Origin of the sequence: Mycolicibacterium sp. ND9-15 (assembly GCF_035918395.1) — a bacterium.
In the GTDB taxonomy this organism is placed as follows: domain Bacteria; phylum Actinomycetota; class Actinomycetes; order Mycobacteriales; family Mycobacteriaceae; genus Mycobacterium.
Genome location: NZ_CP142362.1, coordinates 1,406,984 through 1,424,709 on the forward strand (window position 1 = coordinate 1,406,984; position 17,726 = coordinate 1,424,709).

21 protein-coding genes and 1 pseudogene are annotated in these 17,726 nt (G+C 67.0%); 7 read left to right on the plus strand and 15 right to left on the minus strand.

Annotated features, from left to right (window positions below):
• Positions 1-99 precede the first annotated feature (99 nt).
• Genes QGN32_RS06875 through QGN32_RS06885 form a run of 3 tightly spaced genes read left to right on the plus strand, consistent with a single transcriptional unit; the run spans position 100 to position 2,869 of the window.
• The gene (locus QGN32_RS06875; protein WP_326547868.1) at positions 100-1,062 is read left to right on the plus strand and encodes a class I SAM-dependent methyltransferase; all 963 of its coding nucleotides are present in this window, start codon (positions 100-102) and stop codon (positions 1,060-1,062) included.
• Entirely contained in the window at positions 1,059-1,961 is a 903-nt protein-coding gene (locus QGN32_RS06880) for a class I SAM-dependent methyltransferase (RefSeq protein WP_326547869.1), read from the plus strand. The genes QGN32_RS06875 and QGN32_RS06880 overlap by 4 nt, the downstream gene beginning before the upstream one ends.
• A gap of 8 nt (positions 1,962-1,969) precedes the next feature.
• Positions 1,970-2,869 (plus strand): class I SAM-dependent methyltransferase, encoded by a 900-nt coding sequence (locus QGN32_RS06885; protein ID WP_326547870.1) that lies wholly within the window; start codon positions 1,970-1,972, stop codon positions 2,867-2,869.
• A gap of 20 nt (positions 2,870-2,889) precedes the next feature.
• On the opposite strand, the gene QGN32_RS06890 is transcribed toward QGN32_RS06885, so the two are convergent.
• Complete coding sequence (locus QGN32_RS06890) at positions 2,890-4,209, minus strand: xylulokinase (protein ID WP_326547871.1); 1,320 nt, start codon at positions 4,207-4,209, stop codon at positions 2,890-2,892.
• 30 nt (positions 4,210-4,239) lie between these two features.
• Here QGN32_RS06890 and QGN32_RS06895 point away from each other — a divergent pair, with 30 nt between their 5' ends.
• Both QGN32_RS06895 and QGN32_RS06900 read left to right on the plus strand, forming a co-directional pair.
• Positions 4,240-5,217 carry an NAD(P)-dependent oxidoreductase gene (locus tag QGN32_RS06895; protein WP_326547872.1) on the plus strand — a complete coding sequence of 326 codons (978 nt, stop codon included), beginning with the start codon at positions 4,240-4,242 and terminating at the stop codon, positions 5,215-5,217.
• The gene (locus QGN32_RS06900; protein ID WP_326547873.1) at positions 5,214-5,864 is read left to right on the plus strand and encodes an L-fuculose-phosphate aldolase; all 651 of its coding nucleotides are present in this window, start codon (positions 5,214-5,216) and stop codon (positions 5,862-5,864) included. The genes QGN32_RS06895 and QGN32_RS06900 overlap by 4 nt, the downstream gene beginning before the upstream one ends.
• Before the next feature lie 88 nt (positions 5,865-5,952).
• Here QGN32_RS06900 and QGN32_RS06905 read toward each other — a convergent pair.
• Positions 5,953-6,186, minus strand: a pseudogene (locus QGN32_RS06905) (zinc-dependent alcohol dehydrogenase); the annotation flags it as partial.
• A 98-nt stretch (positions 6,187-6,284) separates the two neighbouring features.
• Complete coding sequence (gene sppA, locus QGN32_RS06910; protein ID WP_326547874.1) at positions 6,285-8,069, minus strand: signal peptide peptidase SppA; 1,785 nt, start codon at positions 8,067-8,069, stop codon at positions 6,285-6,287.
• Between the two features lie 643 nt (positions 8,070-8,712).
• Here sppA and QGN32_RS06915 point away from each other — a divergent pair.
• Both QGN32_RS06915 and QGN32_RS06920 read left to right on the plus strand, forming a co-directional pair.
• The gene (locus tag QGN32_RS06915; RefSeq protein WP_326547875.1) at positions 8,713-9,231 is read left to right on the plus strand and encodes a DUF2231 domain-containing protein; all 519 of its coding nucleotides are present in this window, start codon (positions 8,713-8,715) and stop codon (positions 9,229-9,231) included.
• Positions 9,232-9,244: 13 nt separating this feature from the next.
• Complete coding sequence (locus tag QGN32_RS06920; RefSeq protein ID WP_326547876.1) at positions 9,245-9,664, plus strand: hypothetical protein; 420 nt, start codon at positions 9,245-9,247, stop codon at positions 9,662-9,664.
• A 62-nt stretch (positions 9,665-9,726) separates the two neighbouring features.
• On the opposite strand, the gene rplO is transcribed toward QGN32_RS06920, so the two are convergent.
• The 12 genes from rplO to QGN32_RS06980 form a co-directional block, all read right to left on the minus strand.
• The gene (rplO, locus tag QGN32_RS06925; protein ID WP_326547877.1) at positions 9,727-10,191 is read right to left on the minus strand and encodes a 50S ribosomal protein L15; all 465 of its coding nucleotides are present in this window, start codon (positions 10,189-10,191) and stop codon (positions 9,727-9,729) included.
• Positions 10,188-10,370: a 50S ribosomal protein L30 gene (rpmD, locus tag QGN32_RS06930; protein ID WP_003886889.1), complete on the minus strand. Its 183-nt coding sequence runs from the start codon at positions 10,368-10,370 to the stop codon at positions 10,188-10,190. The genes rplO and rpmD overlap by 4 nt, the downstream gene beginning before the upstream one ends.
• A 4-nt stretch (positions 10,371-10,374) precedes the next feature.
• Positions 10,375-11,037 carry a 30S ribosomal protein S5 gene (rpsE, locus tag QGN32_RS06935; RefSeq protein WP_326547878.1) on the minus strand — a complete coding sequence of 221 codons (663 nt, stop codon included), beginning with the start codon at positions 11,035-11,037 and terminating at the stop codon, positions 10,375-10,377.
• 35 nt (positions 11,038-11,072) lie between these two features.
• Positions 11,073-11,486: a 50S ribosomal protein L18 gene (gene rplR / locus QGN32_RS06940; protein ID WP_326547879.1), complete on the minus strand. Its 414-nt coding sequence runs from the start codon at positions 11,484-11,486 to the stop codon at positions 11,073-11,075.
• On the minus strand, positions 11,487-12,026 hold the full coding sequence (gene rplF / locus QGN32_RS06945) for a 50S ribosomal protein L6 (protein ID WP_326547880.1): 540 nt from the start codon (positions 12,024-12,026) through the stop codon (positions 11,487-11,489). It abuts the gene before it with no gap.
• A 23-nt stretch (positions 12,027-12,049) separates the two neighbouring features.
• Positions 12,050-12,448 carry a 30S ribosomal protein S8 gene (gene rpsH, locus QGN32_RS06950; RefSeq protein WP_059101364.1) on the minus strand — a complete coding sequence of 133 codons (399 nt, stop codon included), beginning with the start codon at positions 12,446-12,448 and terminating at the stop codon, positions 12,050-12,052.
• A gap of 182 nt (positions 12,449-12,630) precedes the next feature.
• The gene (locus QGN32_RS06955; protein WP_064400527.1) at positions 12,631-12,816 is read right to left on the minus strand and encodes a type Z 30S ribosomal protein S14; all 186 of its coding nucleotides are present in this window, start codon (positions 12,814-12,816) and stop codon (positions 12,631-12,633) included.
• Positions 12,817-12,819: 3 nt separating this feature from the next.
• Positions 12,820-13,392 carry a 50S ribosomal protein L5 gene (rplE, locus tag QGN32_RS06960; protein WP_326547881.1) on the minus strand — a complete coding sequence of 191 codons (573 nt, stop codon included), beginning with the start codon at positions 13,390-13,392 and terminating at the stop codon, positions 12,820-12,822.
• Positions 13,389-13,709: a 50S ribosomal protein L24 gene (gene rplX / locus QGN32_RS06965; RefSeq protein ID WP_326547882.1), complete on the minus strand. Its 321-nt coding sequence runs from the start codon at positions 13,707-13,709 to the stop codon at positions 13,389-13,391. Before rplX ends, rplE begins: the two co-directional genes overlap by 4 nt.
• A complete protein-coding gene (gene rplN, locus QGN32_RS06970; RefSeq protein ID WP_326547883.1) occupies positions 13,710-14,078 on the minus strand; it encodes a 50S ribosomal protein L14 in 369 nt (122 codons plus the stop codon).
• Positions 14,079-14,416: 338 nt separating this feature from the next.
• Positions 14,417-15,307 (minus strand): formylglycine-generating enzyme family protein, encoded by an 891-nt coding sequence (locus QGN32_RS06975; protein ID WP_326547884.1) that lies wholly within the window; start codon positions 15,305-15,307, stop codon positions 14,417-14,419.
• 53 nt (positions 15,308-15,360) lie between these two features.
• A complete protein-coding gene (locus QGN32_RS06980) occupies positions 15,361-17,712 on the minus strand; it encodes an arylsulfatase (protein ID WP_326547885.1) in 2,352 nt (783 codons plus the stop codon).
• Positions 17,713-17,726: the final 14 nt, after the last annotated feature.

A 17,726-nucleotide genomic window follows, 5' to 3' on the forward strand; every position in this document is an offset into this window, starting at 1 on the left:
GCATCTCGCTGATGGTCGGCTCTCACAGCCGCTTCTCAGCGCGGGAACATAACGTGGAGCGATCTCGTTATAGCCACTAATTAATACCGATAGGAGTCGATGGTGACGAGGACGGGCTCACGATATGAGGGAGACAGCTGGGACCTCGCTTCGAGCGTCGGCGCGACGGCGACCATGGTCGCAGCGGCGCGGGCGATCGCCAGCACCGGCGATAAGCCGCTGATCTGCGATCCGTACGCCGAACCGCTCGTGCGCGCCGTCGGGGTGGACTTCTTTTCCCGGCTCGCCAGCGGTGAGCTCAGGATCGAGGACCTCGATGCGGACTCCGCAGATTCCGGGGCGTCGGTCGGGATGGCGCGGATGACCGACAACATGGCCGTGCGGACGAGGTTTTTCGACGACTTCTTCACCGACGCCGGCACGGCGGGCATCCGGCAGGCGGTGATTTTGGCGTCGGGCCTGGACGCGCGCGCCTACCGATTGGCCTGGCCGGCCGGGACGACGGTCTACGAGATCGACCAGCCGGAGGTCATCTCGTTCAAGAGTCGAGCGCTGGCCGAGTTCGGTGCCGTACCGACCGCTGAGCGCCGGACCGTGGCGATCGACCTGCGGTACGACTGGCCGGCGGCCTTGACGGCGGCCGGATTCGATCCGTCGCTGCCCACGGCATGGAGTGCCGAGGGCCTGCTCGGCTATCTGCCGCCGGAGGCGCAGGACAAGCTGCTCGACACGATCACCGAGCTGAGCGCTCCCGGGAGCCGGGTCGCCGTCGAGAGCGGGCCGAGCGGTATCGACGAGGCCGATCGCGACAAGGCCGTGGCGCGGATGCAGGAGGCTGCGCAGCGGTGGCGCGAGCACGGCTTCGAGCTGGACTTCGCCGAGCTCGTCTACCTCGGGGATCGCAACGAGGCCGGCGCCTACCTGGCCGACCGCGGCTGGCGGGTCAGCCGGCGCACCATCGGCGAACTGCTGGCCGACAACGGTCTGCCGCCGCTGCCCGAGGACGACGAGGCCGGCAATTTCGGGGAGCTGCAGTACGTCACCGGGATACTCGAGGCATGACACGCACGGACTCGGACACCTGGGACCCCGCCTCCAGCGTGGGCACCACCGCGACCATGGTCGCCGCTGCCCGCGCGTTGGCCAGCCGTGCGCCGGACCCGCTGTTCGACGATCCGTTCGCCGCGCCGCTGGTGCGTGCCGTCGGGCTGGACTTCTTCACGCGCCTAGTCGACGGTGAGGTCGAGGTCAACGACATCGACGGAGCCGGGGCGGAGTTCATGGCCCACCTGATCGCGGTGCGGACGCGGTTCTTCGACGACTTCTTCGTTGGAGCGACGACCGCCGGCATCCGGCAGGCGGTGATCCTGGCGTCCGGGCTGGATTCGCGCTCCTACCGGCTGCCGTGGCCGGACGGGTGCGTCGTCTACGAGATCGACCAGCCACAGGTCATCGAGTTCAAGACCACGACGATGGCGACGCTGGGCGCTGCCCCGGCGGCGGAATTGCGCGCGGTGGGCGTCGATCTCCGCGAGGACTGGCCGAAGGCGTTGCGCGACAGCGGTTTCGATTCTTCACAGCCGACGGCGTTCAGCGCCGAGGGTTTGCTGGTCTACCTGCCGCCGGATGCGCAGGACCGGCTGTTCGACGACATCACCGCGTTGAGCGCCGCGGGGAGCAGCCTCGCGACCGAGTACCACCCGGACGGCGCAGCGACGATCGGCGAACGCAGCAAGGCGATCAGCCGGCAATTCGGCGAGCGCGGCGCGAACGTCGACATCTCCGATCTGTTCTACTCCGGCGAGCGTCACCACGTCGTCAACTATCTCGCCGAGCGCGGCTGGCAGGTGTCCGCCAGGACCCGCCCCGAGGTGTTCGCCGCCTACGGCCGGGAGTTCCCGGACACGGATTTACTTACACCGATGCGTGATTCGCTAGCGATCGTCGCGACCCGAAACTGAGGAGCAGCATGGCCCGCACTGACAACGATTCCTGGGACCTGGTGTCCAGCGTCGGTTCGACCGCGACGATGGTGGCCGCACAGCGCGTACTGAGCCACCGCGAGGGTTTGATCGAGGACCCGTACGCCGAACCACTGGTGCGGACGGTCGGGCTGGAATTCTTCGTGCGCGCACTCGACGGCGAGATCAACCTCGAGGACGTCGACCCACGGTTCAACACCCGCCGCGCGGCAGAGGGCATGGCGGTGCGGACCCGCCACTTCGATCGGTTGTTCACCGATGCCGCGAAAGCAGGTGTGCGCCAGGCGGTGATCCTGGCCGCGGGTCTGGACGCACGCGCCTATCGGCTGGCCTGGCCGGCCGGCACGACGGTGTTCGAACTGGATCAGCCAGAGGTCATCGCGTTCAAGAGTCGGACACTGGCGGAGTTGGGCGCCGAGCCGACGGCGGAGCGGCGCGCGTTGGCGGTCGACCTGCGTGACGACTGGCCCAAAGTATTGCTGGACAACGGGTTCGACCCGGCGCAACCCACCGCTTGGATCGCCGAAGGACTGCTCATCTATCTACCACCCGAGGCGCAGGATCTGCTGTTCGACCGGATCGACGAACTCAGTGCGCCGGGCAGTCGGGTCGCCTGCGAACACATCCCCGACGTCAGCATGTTCTCCGACGAACGGTCGCGGGAGATCGCCGAGCGCCTCAAGACCTATGGGCACGAGATCGAGATGAGTGAGCTCATCTATCACGGCGACCGCAACGACGTCGTCGACTATCTGACCGGCCACGGCTGGGACGTCACCACGCAGAAGATGCCGGACGCCTACGCGGCCAACGGTTTTACCTTCGACGAGGACAGTACGATCGGCTTGTTCAGCGACATGAGCTACCTGTCTGCGATCAAGCACTGACTCTTATCGTCGCCGTTCCCTCACTTCGCCAAGCCCAGGAACCTGCCGTAGCGCTCCTGTGTGGGCTCGACCCACGCGGCATCCGGCTCGACGACGCGGTCGGTGCCGGCCCAGCGAGCGGCATCGGTGATCGACGACTCCAGGCCGGCAGCCATCCGGGCGTGGAACGCCGCACCAAGTGCGGCGCCCTCCGCGACCGCCGACACCTCGACCGGCAATCCGGTAGCGTCGGCGATGGCCTGCATCCATGAGGCGACGTGCGTGCCGCCACCCGTCGCGACGATTCGCCGCGTCGGCGCCCCGGCCATCTCGATGAGTCGGCGCACCGTGAATGCCGACGCCTCGAACGCGGCCCGCCGCACGGATGCGCCGTCGTGCGTCAGGTCCAGGCCGTGCAGCATCCCCCGGCGGTCTGGGTCGTGCAAAGGGACGCGCTCACCGCGCAGGTACGGCGTCCACACCGGAACTCGCCGCGGGTCGGCGTCGGTCTCCCCCGGTGCCACAACGCGGTCCACCCAGTTGAGGAACAGCCCGCCGGCGTTGCTCGGCCCGCCGATTTGATACTTCCCCGGCATCGTGTGCGGAAGCGTCCACAGGCCGGGCACCTCGCGGTACTCCGGAATCGTCAGCCACACGATCAGCGTGGTGCCGCACAGCACCAGCACGTCGCCGTCGCGGTCGGCTCCCCCCACGATCTGCTCACACATCGCGTCCACCGCAGCGGTGCCGAGCACGGTACCGGTGCCGAGAACCCGCCCCACCTCCCTACCCGTCGCCGCCACCCGCGGCAGCCGATCCGACGTCACACCTCCTTCGACACAAGCCTTTTCATTCCACTCGGCACCGTCGAACAACGGATACATCGTGCTTGCCGTGGCGGTGTCGATGACCGGCTCACCGGCCAACGCGTGATTGGCCACCGCCGCCGCCGGCCAGTAGCCGTGCGCGTCCGGCAGCTGCCCCGCGGTCCAGCGCAGGAACTCCATCGCCTCCCCGGAGAGGAATCTCGAGTCCGGACCCGCCGCTGCGCGACCACGAACGTCGCCGTACAACAGCCCCAGTGTCTGCGGCCTGCCCTCGACGTCGACAGCCGTCAGCGACGGCACCATCGCGGTGACGGCGAGCGCGGCGGCGTCGGGCCGGCCCAGCTGCTGCAACGCGGTCAGCGGACCCTGCCGCCACGCCTGGTCGGCATCATGCTCGAAGCGATCTGGGCCGGGCACGCGCAACTGGTGAGGGATCCGTGTCCTGGCGACCACTTGACCGTCCGCGTCGGCGGCCACGGCCTTGACGGCGGTGGTGCCGATGTCGAGACCGATTGTCACCTCTTTGGCTGACACGCGCGTCACCGTACGCCAGCATGGGCAGATGTGACCCGACTTCGCGTGCTCGTGACCGCCCCGCTTCGCGGGCCGGGTTTCGCCAAGCTCAACGAACTGGCCGATGTCGTCTACGACCCCTGGATCGAGCTGCGCCCGCTGCGGATCTACAGTGCCGATCAGCTGGCCGAGCGTGCGGCGACCGAGCGGGCCGATGCGCTTGTGGTGGAGGGCGACTCGATCAGCGGGCCGGTGTTCGAGCTGCCGCTGCGGGCGATCGCGGCCACCCGTGGCGATCCCAACAACGTCGACGTCGCCGGTGCGACCGCGGCGGGTATCCCGGTACTGCACACCCCAGCCCGCAACGCCGACGCCGTCGCCGAGATGGCGGTCGCACTGCTGTTCGCGGCTACCCGGCACGTACTGTCCGGCGACGCCGACGTCCGCGCGGGCCAGGTGTTCCGCGACGGGACCATCCCCTATCAACGGTTTCGGGCGTGGGAGATCGCGGGGCGGACGGCCGGTCTGGTCGGGTTGGGTGCGGTGGCGCGCGCGCTGCGGTGGCGGCTGCAGGGTCTCGGGGTCTCGGTGATCGCGCACGACCCATATCAGGACGAAGCCCGCCACAGCCTGGAACGCCTGCTGGCCGAGGCGGACATCGTGTCGATGCACGCACCGGTCACCGAGGAGACGATCGGCATGATCGGCGTCGAGCAGTTCGCCGCGATGCGCGACGGCGCGGTGTTCCTCAACACCGCCCGCGCGCAACTGCACGACACCGACGCGCTCGTCGCGGCGCTGCGCAGCGGCAAGGTCGCGGCGGCCGGGCTGGACCACTTCGTCGGCGAGTGCCTGCCGAGCGACCATCCGCTGACCACCATGGCGAACGTCGTGCTCACGCCGCACATCGGCGGGGCGACGTGGAACACTGAGGCGCGCCAGGCGCAGATGGTCGCCGACGACCTGGAGGCACTCGTCGCCGGCCGCAGGCCCGTCAACCTCGTCAACCCGGAGGTGCTGACCGGATGAGATTCGTCGATCACCCCGAAGACGCCGTGCTCACCGCGGCCAAGGACATGTTGCGCCGTGGCCTGGTGGAGGGCACAGCTGGAAACATCTCGGCCAGACGCGAGGACGGCAACATCGTCATCACTCCGTCGTCGGTCGACTATCGCGACATGGCGCTCGACGACCTCGTCGTGGTCGACCCCGAAGGCGCGGTCTTGGCAGCGAAAGAGGGCCGGGCACCGTCAACGGAGATGGCGCTGCATCTGGCGTGTTACCGCGCGTTCGACGACATCGGCAGCGTAATCCACAGCCACCCCGTGTGGGCCACCATGTTCGCCGTTGCGCACCAACCCATTCCGGCTTGTGTCGACGAGTTCGCGGTGTACTGCGGCGGGGAGATCCGCTGCGCCGACTACGCCGTCTCGGGCACTCCCGATGTCGGCCGCAATGCGGTGAAGGCGCTCGAGGGCCGAGCCGCCGCGCTGATCGCCAACCACGGACTCGTCGCGGTTGCACCCCGCCCCGACAAGGCTCTGCACGTGACGGCCCTCGTCGAGCGGACAGCCCAGATCGTTTGGGGTGCAAGAGCACTCGGTGGGGCGGTGCCGATACCCGACGAGGTGAACAACAATTTCGCCGCGGTCTACGGCTACCTGCGCTCCAACTAACCAATCCCGGCGAGCGACCGTGTTTGCACACGAACACGCCGCAGAATCTTGTACAACAGCGGTCGCTCGCGCCAGAACCACCGCTCGGTCAGCGCTGGTCGATGGCGACTTGACGGCGCCCGACTCGCCCTGGTTGGCGAGTGCCCAGAACGCGTCTCGCCACCGCTCGAGCCGGAACGTGTGAGTCAGCATGGGGCGCAGATCCACTCGACCGTCGGCGGCCATGTCGAGATAATGGGCGATCGCATGCCCGCGCACACCTTCGACCTCCTCCAGACCGAAAAGCGTTCGAGCCGACCAAGCTGATCTCTTCGAAGTACAGCGTCAGCCGCCGGGCCAGCGAAGCGCCGATACCCGATGAGGCGCCGGTGATGAGCACCCGCTTGCCGGCCGCCGAGAACGCCATCCCTGCAGGCTGGGCTAGAAGCGATATTCGCCGAGCTGGAGTGCGCTGACGCCGCTCAGCGACTGCTGCGCCTGGCCCAGCATCGCGGCCACGGACCGGCCGAGCAGCACGGCGACCGCGTCGGGCAGCGACGCGGCGGCCGGCTGCGACGACGGCCTGGGCCGCAACAGGTCCATCAGCGACGACCCCGGGTAGCCGATGATGCGGACGTCGGCGTCGGATTTCAGGCCGGCCAGCACCTTCGCCCGGGCGATCGCGGTGCGCAGGCCCCCGAGTTCGTCAACCAGGCCCCGCTCCAGTGCGTCGGCGCCCGTCCATACCCGGCCCTGCGCGACCGCCTCGACGGCCTCGACCGTCATGTTGCGGCCCGCGGCGACTCGCTCGACGAAGTCGGCGTAAACCAGGTCGGCTTCCGCCTCCACCCCTGCGCGTTGCTCCTCGGTGAACGGCTGGTCGATGGACCATGCGTCGGCGTTGACGTTGGTGCGCACCGAGTCGATGCCCACGCCCAGGCGCTCCTTGAGTCCACGAGCGATCAGCTTGCCGGTAAAGACACCGATGGAGCCGGTGATGGTTCCCGGGTTGGCGACGATCGCGTCGGCGCCCATCGACACGTAATAACCGCCCGACGCCGCCATCGCGCCCATCGATGCCACCACCGGTATCCCGCCTTCGCGCACGCGACCGACTTCGCGCCAGATGGTTTCCGAGGCGGTGACCGTACCGCCCGGGCTGTCCACTCGGAGCACGATCGCCGCCGCGTCGGCCGCAGCGGCGTCCCGCAGCGCCGCGGCGAGGGTGTCGGCCCCAATGCTCGACCTGCCCACCGGAAGCAGTTGCGGGCCGCCTCGGCCGCTGACGATTTGACCATGCACGGTGACGACGGCGATGGTGGGCTTGGCCTTACGCCCCGGTATCGGGGGCATCGGTCGTGGAGCAGTGGCGTGCGCGTACCGCGACAGGTACAGCCGCGGAGGTGCGTCCTCGGAGTCCGCATCTCCGGTTTCCGGCGAGATGCCGGGCGCACCAACGAGTTCGCCGATGCGCGCGTATGCCTCGTCGCGGAAGCCGACACGGTCGATCAACCGTCCGCTGAGGGCGTCCTCGCGCAGCAGGGGCGCCTTGTCCGCCAGCGCGTCGATCTGCGCGGCGTCGAGGTGCCGGGACTCGGCAACCGCCTGCCACACCTGACTGTGCAGGCTCTCGAGGATCCGGCTGACCGCCTCACGATCGGCGTCAGTGTACTTCTCCTCGGTCAAACGGTTCACCGCGGTCTTGTATTCACCCCGAGAGATGTACTCGGGTTCGATGCCCGCCTTGTCCAGCGCACCGCGCAGGAACAGCGCACTGGTGGCGAAGCCGACCAGGCCCACGGTGCCCGACGGCTGCATCCACACCTCACGAAACGCCGACGCAAGGTAGTACGAAAGCGTGCCGGGGTAGGTTTCCGCCCACGCCACGGACGGCTTGACGTCGCTGAAGGCGACGACCGCCTCGCGCAACTCTTGCACAGGCCCCGGCGCGGCAGCCGAGAGCTGAACCCGAGCGATCATGCCGGACACCCGCGGATCCTCGGCGGCTCGGTGAATCGCGGCGATGGTTTCGCGCAACAACAACGGGCGTCCGCCGCCGGCGATCAACGCGAACGGATCGAAGCCGCCGGTCTCGTTCGGCGCCGACATGAGGTCGAGCTCAAGCAGGCATCCGTCGGGCACACCGCGGTGGCGGGCGGTATCCACCTTGCGGACCACCGCGCGCAGATCGTCGACTCCGGGAATGCCGGGCAGGAAAGCGAGCATGCCCCGAGACTACCGACCCGCAAGATGCCCACGTTTTCCTTCGCGAGCGTGCACGTTTGCACACGACACACCGGGCAGACTCAATCAGAAGCGCACGCTCGCGGCCCCAGACCAGTCTGTACTGACGCGGGGCACGGCCGGTATACCTGGTGGTCGGCGAGGACGCGCGCCAGCCAGCCGGTGCTGGACCGGCTGCACCGCATCCAGGGGCAGCATGGCAGGTGCCTGGCACACCGGCGATGCCGTACACGTGCAAGACACATCGGTGGTGGCGCGCAGAACCCCGTCGGAAAAAAGACCTCGCCGATGCACCAGGCATTACGAAACAACCTGCCGCCGAATAGATTTCAACGATCGGGCTAAGCGAGGGCGTGCGTCACTCGCGGGGCAGCGAGCGAAAATGAACGCGTGGTAGTTACTCGAACGCATACATGCCGCAGGACTACGGTAGAGCTCGAAACCCTGCGGCGCGAGCAGGTTTTCGGCCAATGCCATGCCCCGTTCGGCACCGCCGATCCATGCTCAGCCTCGCGCACCGTCGAAGCCAGAATCTGCGCCGGAGTTCGCAGCGTCGCACCGGCCTTGACTAGACCGAGCGGGTAGGACCAACATTAGTTGTCGAAACGACGCAGTTGGATTCACGGTGAGCGAGTACCTCGAGCAAGCAAAGCAGCCGGTCAGCAGACTCCTGGCGGGCCCCTACGGGCACCCGTTTCATCCGATTCTCGTGACCATCCCCATCGGTGCCTGGGTGTGCAGCCTGGTATTCGACATCGCCTCTCACCTCGTCGACCGTCCCGGCTTCCTTACGGAGGGTTCGAAGTGGCTGATCGGCATCGGAGTGGTCGGCGCCGGTGCTGCAGCGATGATCGGCCTGCTCGATCTGATCGCCATCCCGTCCGGCACGCCGGCGTTCCGCATCGCGCTCATCCACATGACGCTCAACCTGGCGGTGACCGTCGGTTACATCGCCAATTTCGCATGGCGGCACAGCACCCCGGTCGACGACACCGCCGTGAGTCTGGGACCGCTGGTGCTTTCGCTGATTTCGTTGGCGGCGCTCGGATTGTCCGGCTATCTGGGCGGCATGCTCTCGTACCGGTACGGCGTACGGGTCGCCAGGGAGTCGGTGCAGGCGGAGGGATATCAAAAGCAGAGCTGACAGGAGGACTGCTATGGCCATCGCATCCCTGATTCTGTGGGTTCTTACCGCGGGAGGGGGCGCATTCCTGCTCGCGAAATGGGTGAGTGGCGGAGGTCACCGCGGGACAACCACATCGCAGCTACCGCCCGGCGTGGTTTTCGGGCACTTCGCGCTCGCCGCCGCCGGCTTGGTGCTTTGGGTTATCTACGTGATCACCGACAACCACCCGATCGGCTGGATCGGTGTGGCATTGCTTGCCCCGGCCGCGATCCTGGGTTTCATCATGCTCGCCCGCTGGCTGCCCACCCGTCGCGACAATGCCGCGGCGCCCTCGTCCGCTCAACTGCCGCCTGAGCGCTCGTTCCCCGTACCGGTGGTGGTCGCACATGGCGTGCTGGCTGTAGCGACGATCGTGCTTGCGCTGCTCGCGCTGGCCGAGATCGGCGGCTGACAAACCGCGCGAAAGCGACAGACCCGCACGCTGAGCGTGCGGGTCGTCGCTTAGAAATAGACTCAGAGCTCGGTCGCGGAACCGCCCGCGGCTTCAGTGCATGATCCGCCCGCGGATGTGATCTTCTCGCGTGCGCTACCGCTGAACTTGTGCGCGGTGACGTTCACCTTCACGGTGAGCTTACCGTCGCCGAGCACCTTCACCAGCGTGTTCTTACGCACCGCACCCGCGGCCACCAGTTCGTCGACGCCGACGTCGCCGCCCTTGGGGAACAGCTTGTTGATGTCTCCGACGTTGACGACCTCATACTCGGTGCGGAACCGGTTACGGAATCCCTTCAGCTTCGGCAGCCGCATGTGGATCGGCATCTGACCGCCCTCGAACGTCGCGGGGACGTTCTTGCGGGCCTTGGTGCCCTTGGTGCCGCGACCCGCGGTCTTACCCTTCGAACCCTCACCGCGACCCACGCGGGTCTTGGCGGTCTTCGACCCGGGTGCCGGCTTCAGGTCGTGCAGTTTGATAGTCACTTGACCTCCTCGACCTCTACGAGGTGATGCACGGTCTTGATCAGACCACGCGTCTGCGCGTTGTCCTCGCGGACGACGGACTGGCGGATCTTCCGCAGCCCTAACGTCCGCAGGCTCTCCCGCTGCTTCCAGCGCGCACCGATGGTGCTGCGCACCTGGGTGATCTTCAGCTCAGCCATGGTTCTAAGACGACCCTTCCCGCGCGGCCGACGCGGCAAGCGCCTCGGCCTCTCGGCGCGCCCGCAGCATGCCCGCAGGTGCCACGTCTTCGATCGGCAACCCGCGTCGGGCCGCGACCTCTTCCGGACGCTGCAACAGCTTCAGCGCGGCGACGGTGGCATGCACCACGTTGATCGCGTTGTCGCTGCCGAGCGACTTGGCCAGGATGTCGTGCACGCCAGCGCATTCCAGCACCGCACGTGCAGCACCGCCGGCGATCACACCGGTACCGGAGCTGGCCGGACGCAGCATCACGACACCGGCGGCGGCTTCGCCCTGCACCGGGTGAGTGATGGTGCCGCCGATCAGCGGAACCCGGAAGAAGTTCTTGCGTGCCTCCTCGACGCCCTTAGCGATGGCGGCGGGAACTTCCTTGGCCTTGCCATAGCCGACGCCGACCATGCCCTTGCCGTCACCGACGATCACCAGCGCGGTGAAGCTGAACCGGCGGCCGCCCTTGACCACCTTGGAGACACGGTTGATCGAAACGACGCGTTCGAGGTAGTTGCTCTTGTCGCCACCGTCGCGGCCACGACCGCCACGGTCGTCGCGGCGGCCACGTCCGTCGCGGTCACCCCGTGAGCCGCGACCGTCCTGGGGGCCGCCGGCAGTTGCCTGTTCGGCCATCATGCAATCCTTCCCATTTTGTTGACGTCAGTCATCTAGAACTCCAGCCCGCCTTCGCGCGCAGCATCGGCCAGCGCCGCGATCCGTCCACCGTAGGTGTAGCCACCGCGGTCGAACACGACTTTGCCGATCCCGGCGGCCTTGGCGCGCTCGGCGATCAGCTGACCGACCCGCACACTGTGGGCCTTCTTGTCACCGTCGACGGCCCGCACATCGGCCTCGGTCGACGACGCGGCGGCCAACGTGGTGCCGTTGAGGTCGTTCACCAACTGCACGTGAATGTGCCGCGACGAACGGTTGACCACCAACCGCGGCACCTCGGCCGTGCCCGAGATCTTCTTGCGCAACCGCGCGTGCCGACGCAACCGCGCCACCCGCCGAGTCTCAGAAATGTTCTGGCCCACGGGCTTACGCGTCCGCGGCGCCGATTCCTTAGTGGTAGAAGCCATTTACTTACCTGTCTTTCCGACCTTGCGGCGGATCTGCTCACCCTCGTAGCGGATGCCCTTGCCCTTATAGGGGTCGCTCTTCCGCAGGCGGCGGATGTTCGCCGCGACCTGGCCGACCTTCTGCTTGTCGATGCCGGAGATCGAGAACTTCGTCGGTGTCTCCACCGCGAACGTCACACCCTCGGGGGCATTGATCGTCACGGGGTGGCTATAGCCCAGCGCGAACTCGAGGTTGGATCCCTTGAGCTGCACGCGGTAGCCCACACCGAAGATCTCCATCTTGGTGGTGTACCCCTCGGTGACGCCGGTGATCAGGTTCGATACAAGCGTGCGGGAGAGCCCGTGCAGCGAACGGCTGCGCCGCTCGTCGTCGGGTCGGGTCACCAGGATGGCACCGTCGTCGTCGCGCGCCACCATGATCGGCTCGGCGACCGCCAGTTCGAGGGTGCCCTTGGGGCCCTTGACCGACACGTTCTGCCCGTCGATAGACACGTCGACTCCGGCGGGAACCGGAACCGGTTGTTTTCCAATACGCGACATTTAAGCTCTGCTCCCCTTCTCGCCTACCACACGTATGCGAGGACTTCGCCGCCCACGCCCTCTTGGGCTGCCTGGCGGTCGGTTCGCAGGCCCGACGACGTGGAGATGATCGCCACGCCGAGGCCGCCCAGGACTCGCGGCAGGTTGGTGGATTTCGCGTACACCCGCAGACCGGGCTTGGACACCCGGCGCAGCCCGGCGATGCTTCGCTCCCGGCTGGGGCCGTACTTCAGTTGCACGACAAGCGACTTACCAACCCGTGCGTCCTCGGTGTGGTAGTCGGCGATGTAGCCCTCCTTCTTCAAGATCTCGGCGATGTTGGCCTTGATCTTGGAGTGGGGCAGCGTCACCTCGTCGTGATACGCCGAATTGGCGTTGCGCAGACGTGTCAAGAAGTCTGCGATCGGGTCCGTCATAGTCATCGAGCGCTGCTCCTCTTCGTCGCTGCGTCCCCCTCGCAGCTGCGCGGCTGGGGGCACCCCCACCGCATCGTCGTCATCGCGGTCATGACAGCCGGTTCACCTTTCTCGCGGCGGTTCCCAGTCTTGAATGTTGATATCGGGCCTGCCGCAACCTGTTTGGGTTGGTCTGGTTGTTCGCTGGATTACCAGCTGCTCTTCTGCACGCCTGGCAGTTCGCCGGCGTGTGCCATCTCGCGCAGGCAGATCCGGCACAGGCCGAACTTACGGAAGACGGCACGCGGGCGCCCGCACCGCTGGCAGCGGGTGTAAGCGCGCACCTCGAACTTCGGCTTCTTGTTGGCCTTGTTGACCAGAGCCTTCTTTGCCATTACTCAGTTCTCCTTGAACGGAAAGCCCAGCGCCCGCAGCAGCGCTCGTCCTTCGTCGTCGGTCGTCGCCGAGGTGACGACGGTGATGTCCATGCCACGGGGACGGTCGATCGAGTCCACATCGATCTCGTGGAACACCGACTGCTCGGTCAGCCCGAAGGTGTAGTTTCCGGTGCCGTCGAACTGCTTGGGCGACAGACCGCGGAAGTCGCGGATACGCGGCAGCGCAATCGAGATGAGCCGGTCGAGGAACTCCCACATCCGGTCGCCACGCAATGTGACGCGCGCACCGATCGGCATGCCTTCACGCAATTTGAATTGGGCTATAGATTTCCGAGCCTTGCGCACTTCCGGCTTCTGGCCGGTTATCAGCGCGAGGTCGTTGACGGCGCCGTTGATCAGCTTGGCGTCGCGGGCGGCATCGCCGACACCCATGTTGACGACGACCTTAACCACGCCCGGGATCTGCATGACGTTTTCGTAGCCGAACTCCTTGAGCAGCGTCTCGCGAATCTCTTCGCGGTAGCGCTGCTTGAGGCGCGGGAGGGTCTTCACGGAGCCTTCGGTGCTAGTCATGAGATGTCCTTGCCGTTGGTCTTGGCGATGCGGACCTTCTTGCCGGTCTCGTCGTCAACCCGGTACCCGATGCGGGTGGGCTTGCCGTCGGAGTCGACGACCATCACGTTGGAGACGTCGATCGGCGCCTCCTGGGTGACGATGCCGCCGGACTGTGCGCCGCGCTCGTTGCTCGACACCGCCGTGTGCTTCTTGATCCGGTTGACGCCCTCGACGAGCACCTTGTTGCGGGCCGGGTAGGCGACCAGCACCTTGCCCTTGGCGCCCTTGTCCTTACCGGAGATGACCAGGACCGTGTCGCCCTTGTGGACCTTCATCTACAACACCTCCGGAGCAAGCGAGACGATCTTCATGAAGCGCTTCTCGCGCAGTTCGCGGCCAACCGGGCCGAAGATGCGCGTACCACGCGGGTCGTTGTCGGCCTTGATGATGACGGCGGCGTTCTCGTCGAATTTGATGTAGCTGCCGTCGGCGCGACGGCGCTCCTTGACGGTGCGCACGATGACGGCTTTGACGATCTCGCCACGCTTGATGTTGCCGCCGGGAATGGCTTCCTTGACGGTCGCGACGATGACATCGCCGATGCCGGCATAGCGCCGCGACGAGCCGCCGAGCACGCGGATGCACAGGATCTCCCTGGCACCCGTGTTGTCGGCGACCTTCAGCCGCGATTCCTGCTGAATCACTCGATCTCCTCGACCTGGTTTTTGTATGCACGCCAGATACCGACCTGGACGTGCGCGGTCTTGCTGTCACTTATGAGCACGCGGGGCCTGCCGGAACGACTGGCCGAGGTCTGCCCAAGGCAACCGCCTGATTCTATGGGACGACCTGCGGGAAACCAAATCGCCGCTGATCAGGTCCCGTTTGCGCCCCCGATGTGTCTCTGGCCGTGGCGCGAGCGTGCGTGTCCGACGACGACACGCCGGGAATCGTCGACACTTTACGCACCCTCGCCCAGCACCGACTGTGCGCAAAGTGCTGCGTTTTGGCGGTGTGTCGGATGCGGACACGCACGCTCGCGCTAGAGGTCAGCCACGCAGCGGAACCCGATGTGGGTGGTGGCGCTGTCCTGCGACTGCGGCGAGCGGGCCGCCGGGCGGTAACGGTGGCAGTATTCCGGGGCGCACAGGTGTGAGCCGCCTTTGAGGGCCTGGCTGACCGCCGGGTCCGGCCCCTCGACCTGAACCGATGGGGGGCAGCAGGCCGGGACGGGGCCGCCCAACCGGTGGTGCGCCGAGAACCGCGTCGTCGTCCATTCCCACACGTTGCCGATCATGTCCACCAACCCGAACGCGTTCGGCGGGAAGGCGCCCACCGGTGACGTCCCGACCCAGCCCTGGGCACCGGTGTTGCGGTAGGGGAAGTCGCCCTGCCATGTGTTGGCCATGAGCCGGCCGCCGGGCGCGGCCTCCTCACCCCACGGATAGGTGGTGGTGGTCCCGCCGCGCGCCGCGTACTCCCATTCCGCCTCGGTCGGCAGCCTCCGTTCCGCCCACCGCGCATACGCGGCCGCGTCGGGGTAGGCGATCTGCACGACGGGATGCTCCAGCCGGTCCTCGATCCCGCTGCCGGGCCCGAACGGGTGTCGCCAGTCGGCGCCGTGCACCCATTGCCACCACTGCCGCCAGTCGCGCAGGTCGACCGGCCCGCTGGTGGGCCGGAACACCAGGGCGCCGGGCACCAGGTCCTCGGCGGCGGCGCCCGGATAGAGCGCCGGATCGGGCGGTTGCTCGGCGACGGTGACGTAGCCGGTGTCCTCGACGAACGCTGCGAACTGCTCGTTGGTCACCGGGTGCCGCTCGATCGCGAAGGCGCCGACCGTGACGGTGTGCACCGGCGCCTCTTCCGGATAGAACGCGGTCGAGCCCATCCGGAAGCTGGCGCCGGGCAGTTCGGCGAGCTCGGTCAGCACGCGGTTCAGGCTAGGCCTCACGGGATGACGGCCCACAGCCGTCTCATCGGCGCTCAGTCCTTGGCGAAGGCCGCGGCAAGGTCCTTCTCCACGTCGAGGTAGGGCGTGCCCGACACGTCCACGACCACTTTGGCGATGGTCCCGCCGGTGAACGGAAACGGTGGCGGGTAGCTCTGGGACACCGGCGACCCGGGGTTGCGCCCGACGCAGATCCCGCCGCCGGCCAGGGAGAAGATGCCCGGGTGCGTCTTGACCGCGGCCAGGGTGGCGACAGCCTGGTCGTCGATGTACAGCGTGACGTCGCCCAGCGGGGTGTGGCTGCCCTCGACCGTCCCGGTCCGCTCGTATCGCGCGCCGAACACATGCCGGCCGGACGGGACCGGTTCGGGTGAGGAGAGTTTCTGTTCGACGTCGCCCATGAAGTTGTAGACGTAGTGCAGCCGGCCGTCCTGCACGAAGAGCGCGTGCCCGCCGTGCGCGGCGCCGTGTTTGAACAGCACGCCCTGCGCCCCGGCATCGTCGATGGTGACCTCCGCGAGCACCGCGAACGACCGGCCGCGCAACTCGACGCAGGCGCCCAGCCCGATCTCCGCGGTGCCCGGATAGTAGGCGTAGGAGTCGCGTTCGCCGGACAGGGTGGGCCGTCGCCGGCTGGTCAGTTCGAGGATGTTGAGGTCCGACAACGGTAACCCGTTGTACTTCTCGGCCTCGGCGAACCACAGTTCGGTGAGTTCCTCGAGCTTCTCGGGCTGCTCGGCCGCCAGGTCGTGGCATTGGCTGCGGTCACTTTCGATGTGGTACAGCTCCCAGCGGTCCTTGTCGAAGTTGCCCCAGCCCGACGGCATCGCGGGGTGAACGGTGTTGGCGAACCAGCCGTCGTGCCAGATGCCGCGCGTGCCGAGCATGCTGTAGAACTGGGTCTGCTTACCGGTCCTGGCAGTTGAATCGTCAAGGGCAGCTTTGAAACTCGTGCCTTCCAGCGGCCGCTGGGCGACGCCCCGGACGGCTTCCGGCGGAGCGAGGCCGAGCAAGTCGTACACCGTCGGGGTGATGTCGCACACGTTGACGTAGTTGTCGCGCACCTCGCCGTGCGCGCGGATGCCCTTCGGCCACGAGACGATCGCGGTGTCGGCGATGCCGCCCTCGTGGGAGGCGTAGCGCTTGTACAGCTTGTAGGGCGTGTTGAACGCCATCGCCCAGCCGATCGGATAGTGGTTGTAGGTCAGCGGGCTGCCCAGGGTGTCGTAGAACTTCATGCTTTCTTCGACCGTGTCGATGTAGCCGTTGAAGAACTTCGTCTCGTTGACCGAACCGTTCGGACCACCCTCGCCGCTGGCACCGTTGTCGGAGATCACCACGATGATCGTGTTGTCGAGCTGACCGGACTCCTCGAGATAGTCCAGCACGCGGCCGATCTGGTCGTCGGTGTAGGACAGGAAGCCGGCGAACACCTCGGCCATCCGGCAGAACAGCTTCTTCTCCTCGTCGGACAGCGAGTCCCACGGCCGAACGGTGTCCTGCAGCGGCCACGGTTCCCCGCTGGGGCTCTTGACGTCCAGATAGGGGTTCATCGGCGACAGTTCGGTGTCCGGTGGCACGATGCCGAGCTTCTTCTGGTTCTCCAGCACGATCTCGCGGTAGCGCTCGTAGCCCATGTCGAAGCGGCCCGCGTAGCGGTCGGCCCACTCCTTGAACACATGGTGTGGTGCGTGCCCGGCGCCCGGGCACAGGTAGGTGAACCACGGCTTGTCCGGAGCGATGACCTTGGCGTCACGGATGAACTCGATGGTCTTGTCGGCGAGGTCCTTGGACAGGTGGTAGCCCTGCTCCGGTGTCGCCGGCGGTGCCACCGGATGGTTGTCGTAGACCAGGTCGGGGTACCACTGGTCGGTTTCGCCGCCCATGAAACCGTAGAACCGCTCGAAGCCCCGCGACAGCGGCCAATGCCGTTTGGCGGCAGCGAGATTGGACTCCTCCAGCGGGGTGAGATGCCACTTGCCGACGCAGTAGGTGTTGTAGCCACGTTCGGCCAGCACCTCCGAGATCAGCGCAGCGTCCTCGGGGATGCGCCCACTGGTGTTGGGGAAGCCGTCGGTGAACTCCTCGATGGTCGCCATGCCCACGGAGGTGGGGTTGCGCCCGGTGAGCAGGGACGCGCGGGTCGGCGAGCAGAGCGCGGTGGTGTGGAACTGGCTCAGCCGCACGCCGCGTTCGGCGATGCGGGTCATGGTGGGCATGTCGACCAGCCCGCCGAAGCAGTCCCACGTCGCGATGCCGGTGTCGTCCCACACCAGGTACACGATGTTGGGCGCGTCAAGCGGCGCGGTCGGCTCCGCGAACGGCCCCCAGTCCGGCTCGGAATCGCGGATGTCCAGCTCGATCCTGCCGTTGAATTCCGTTGCCATATCGCCCCGTTCTG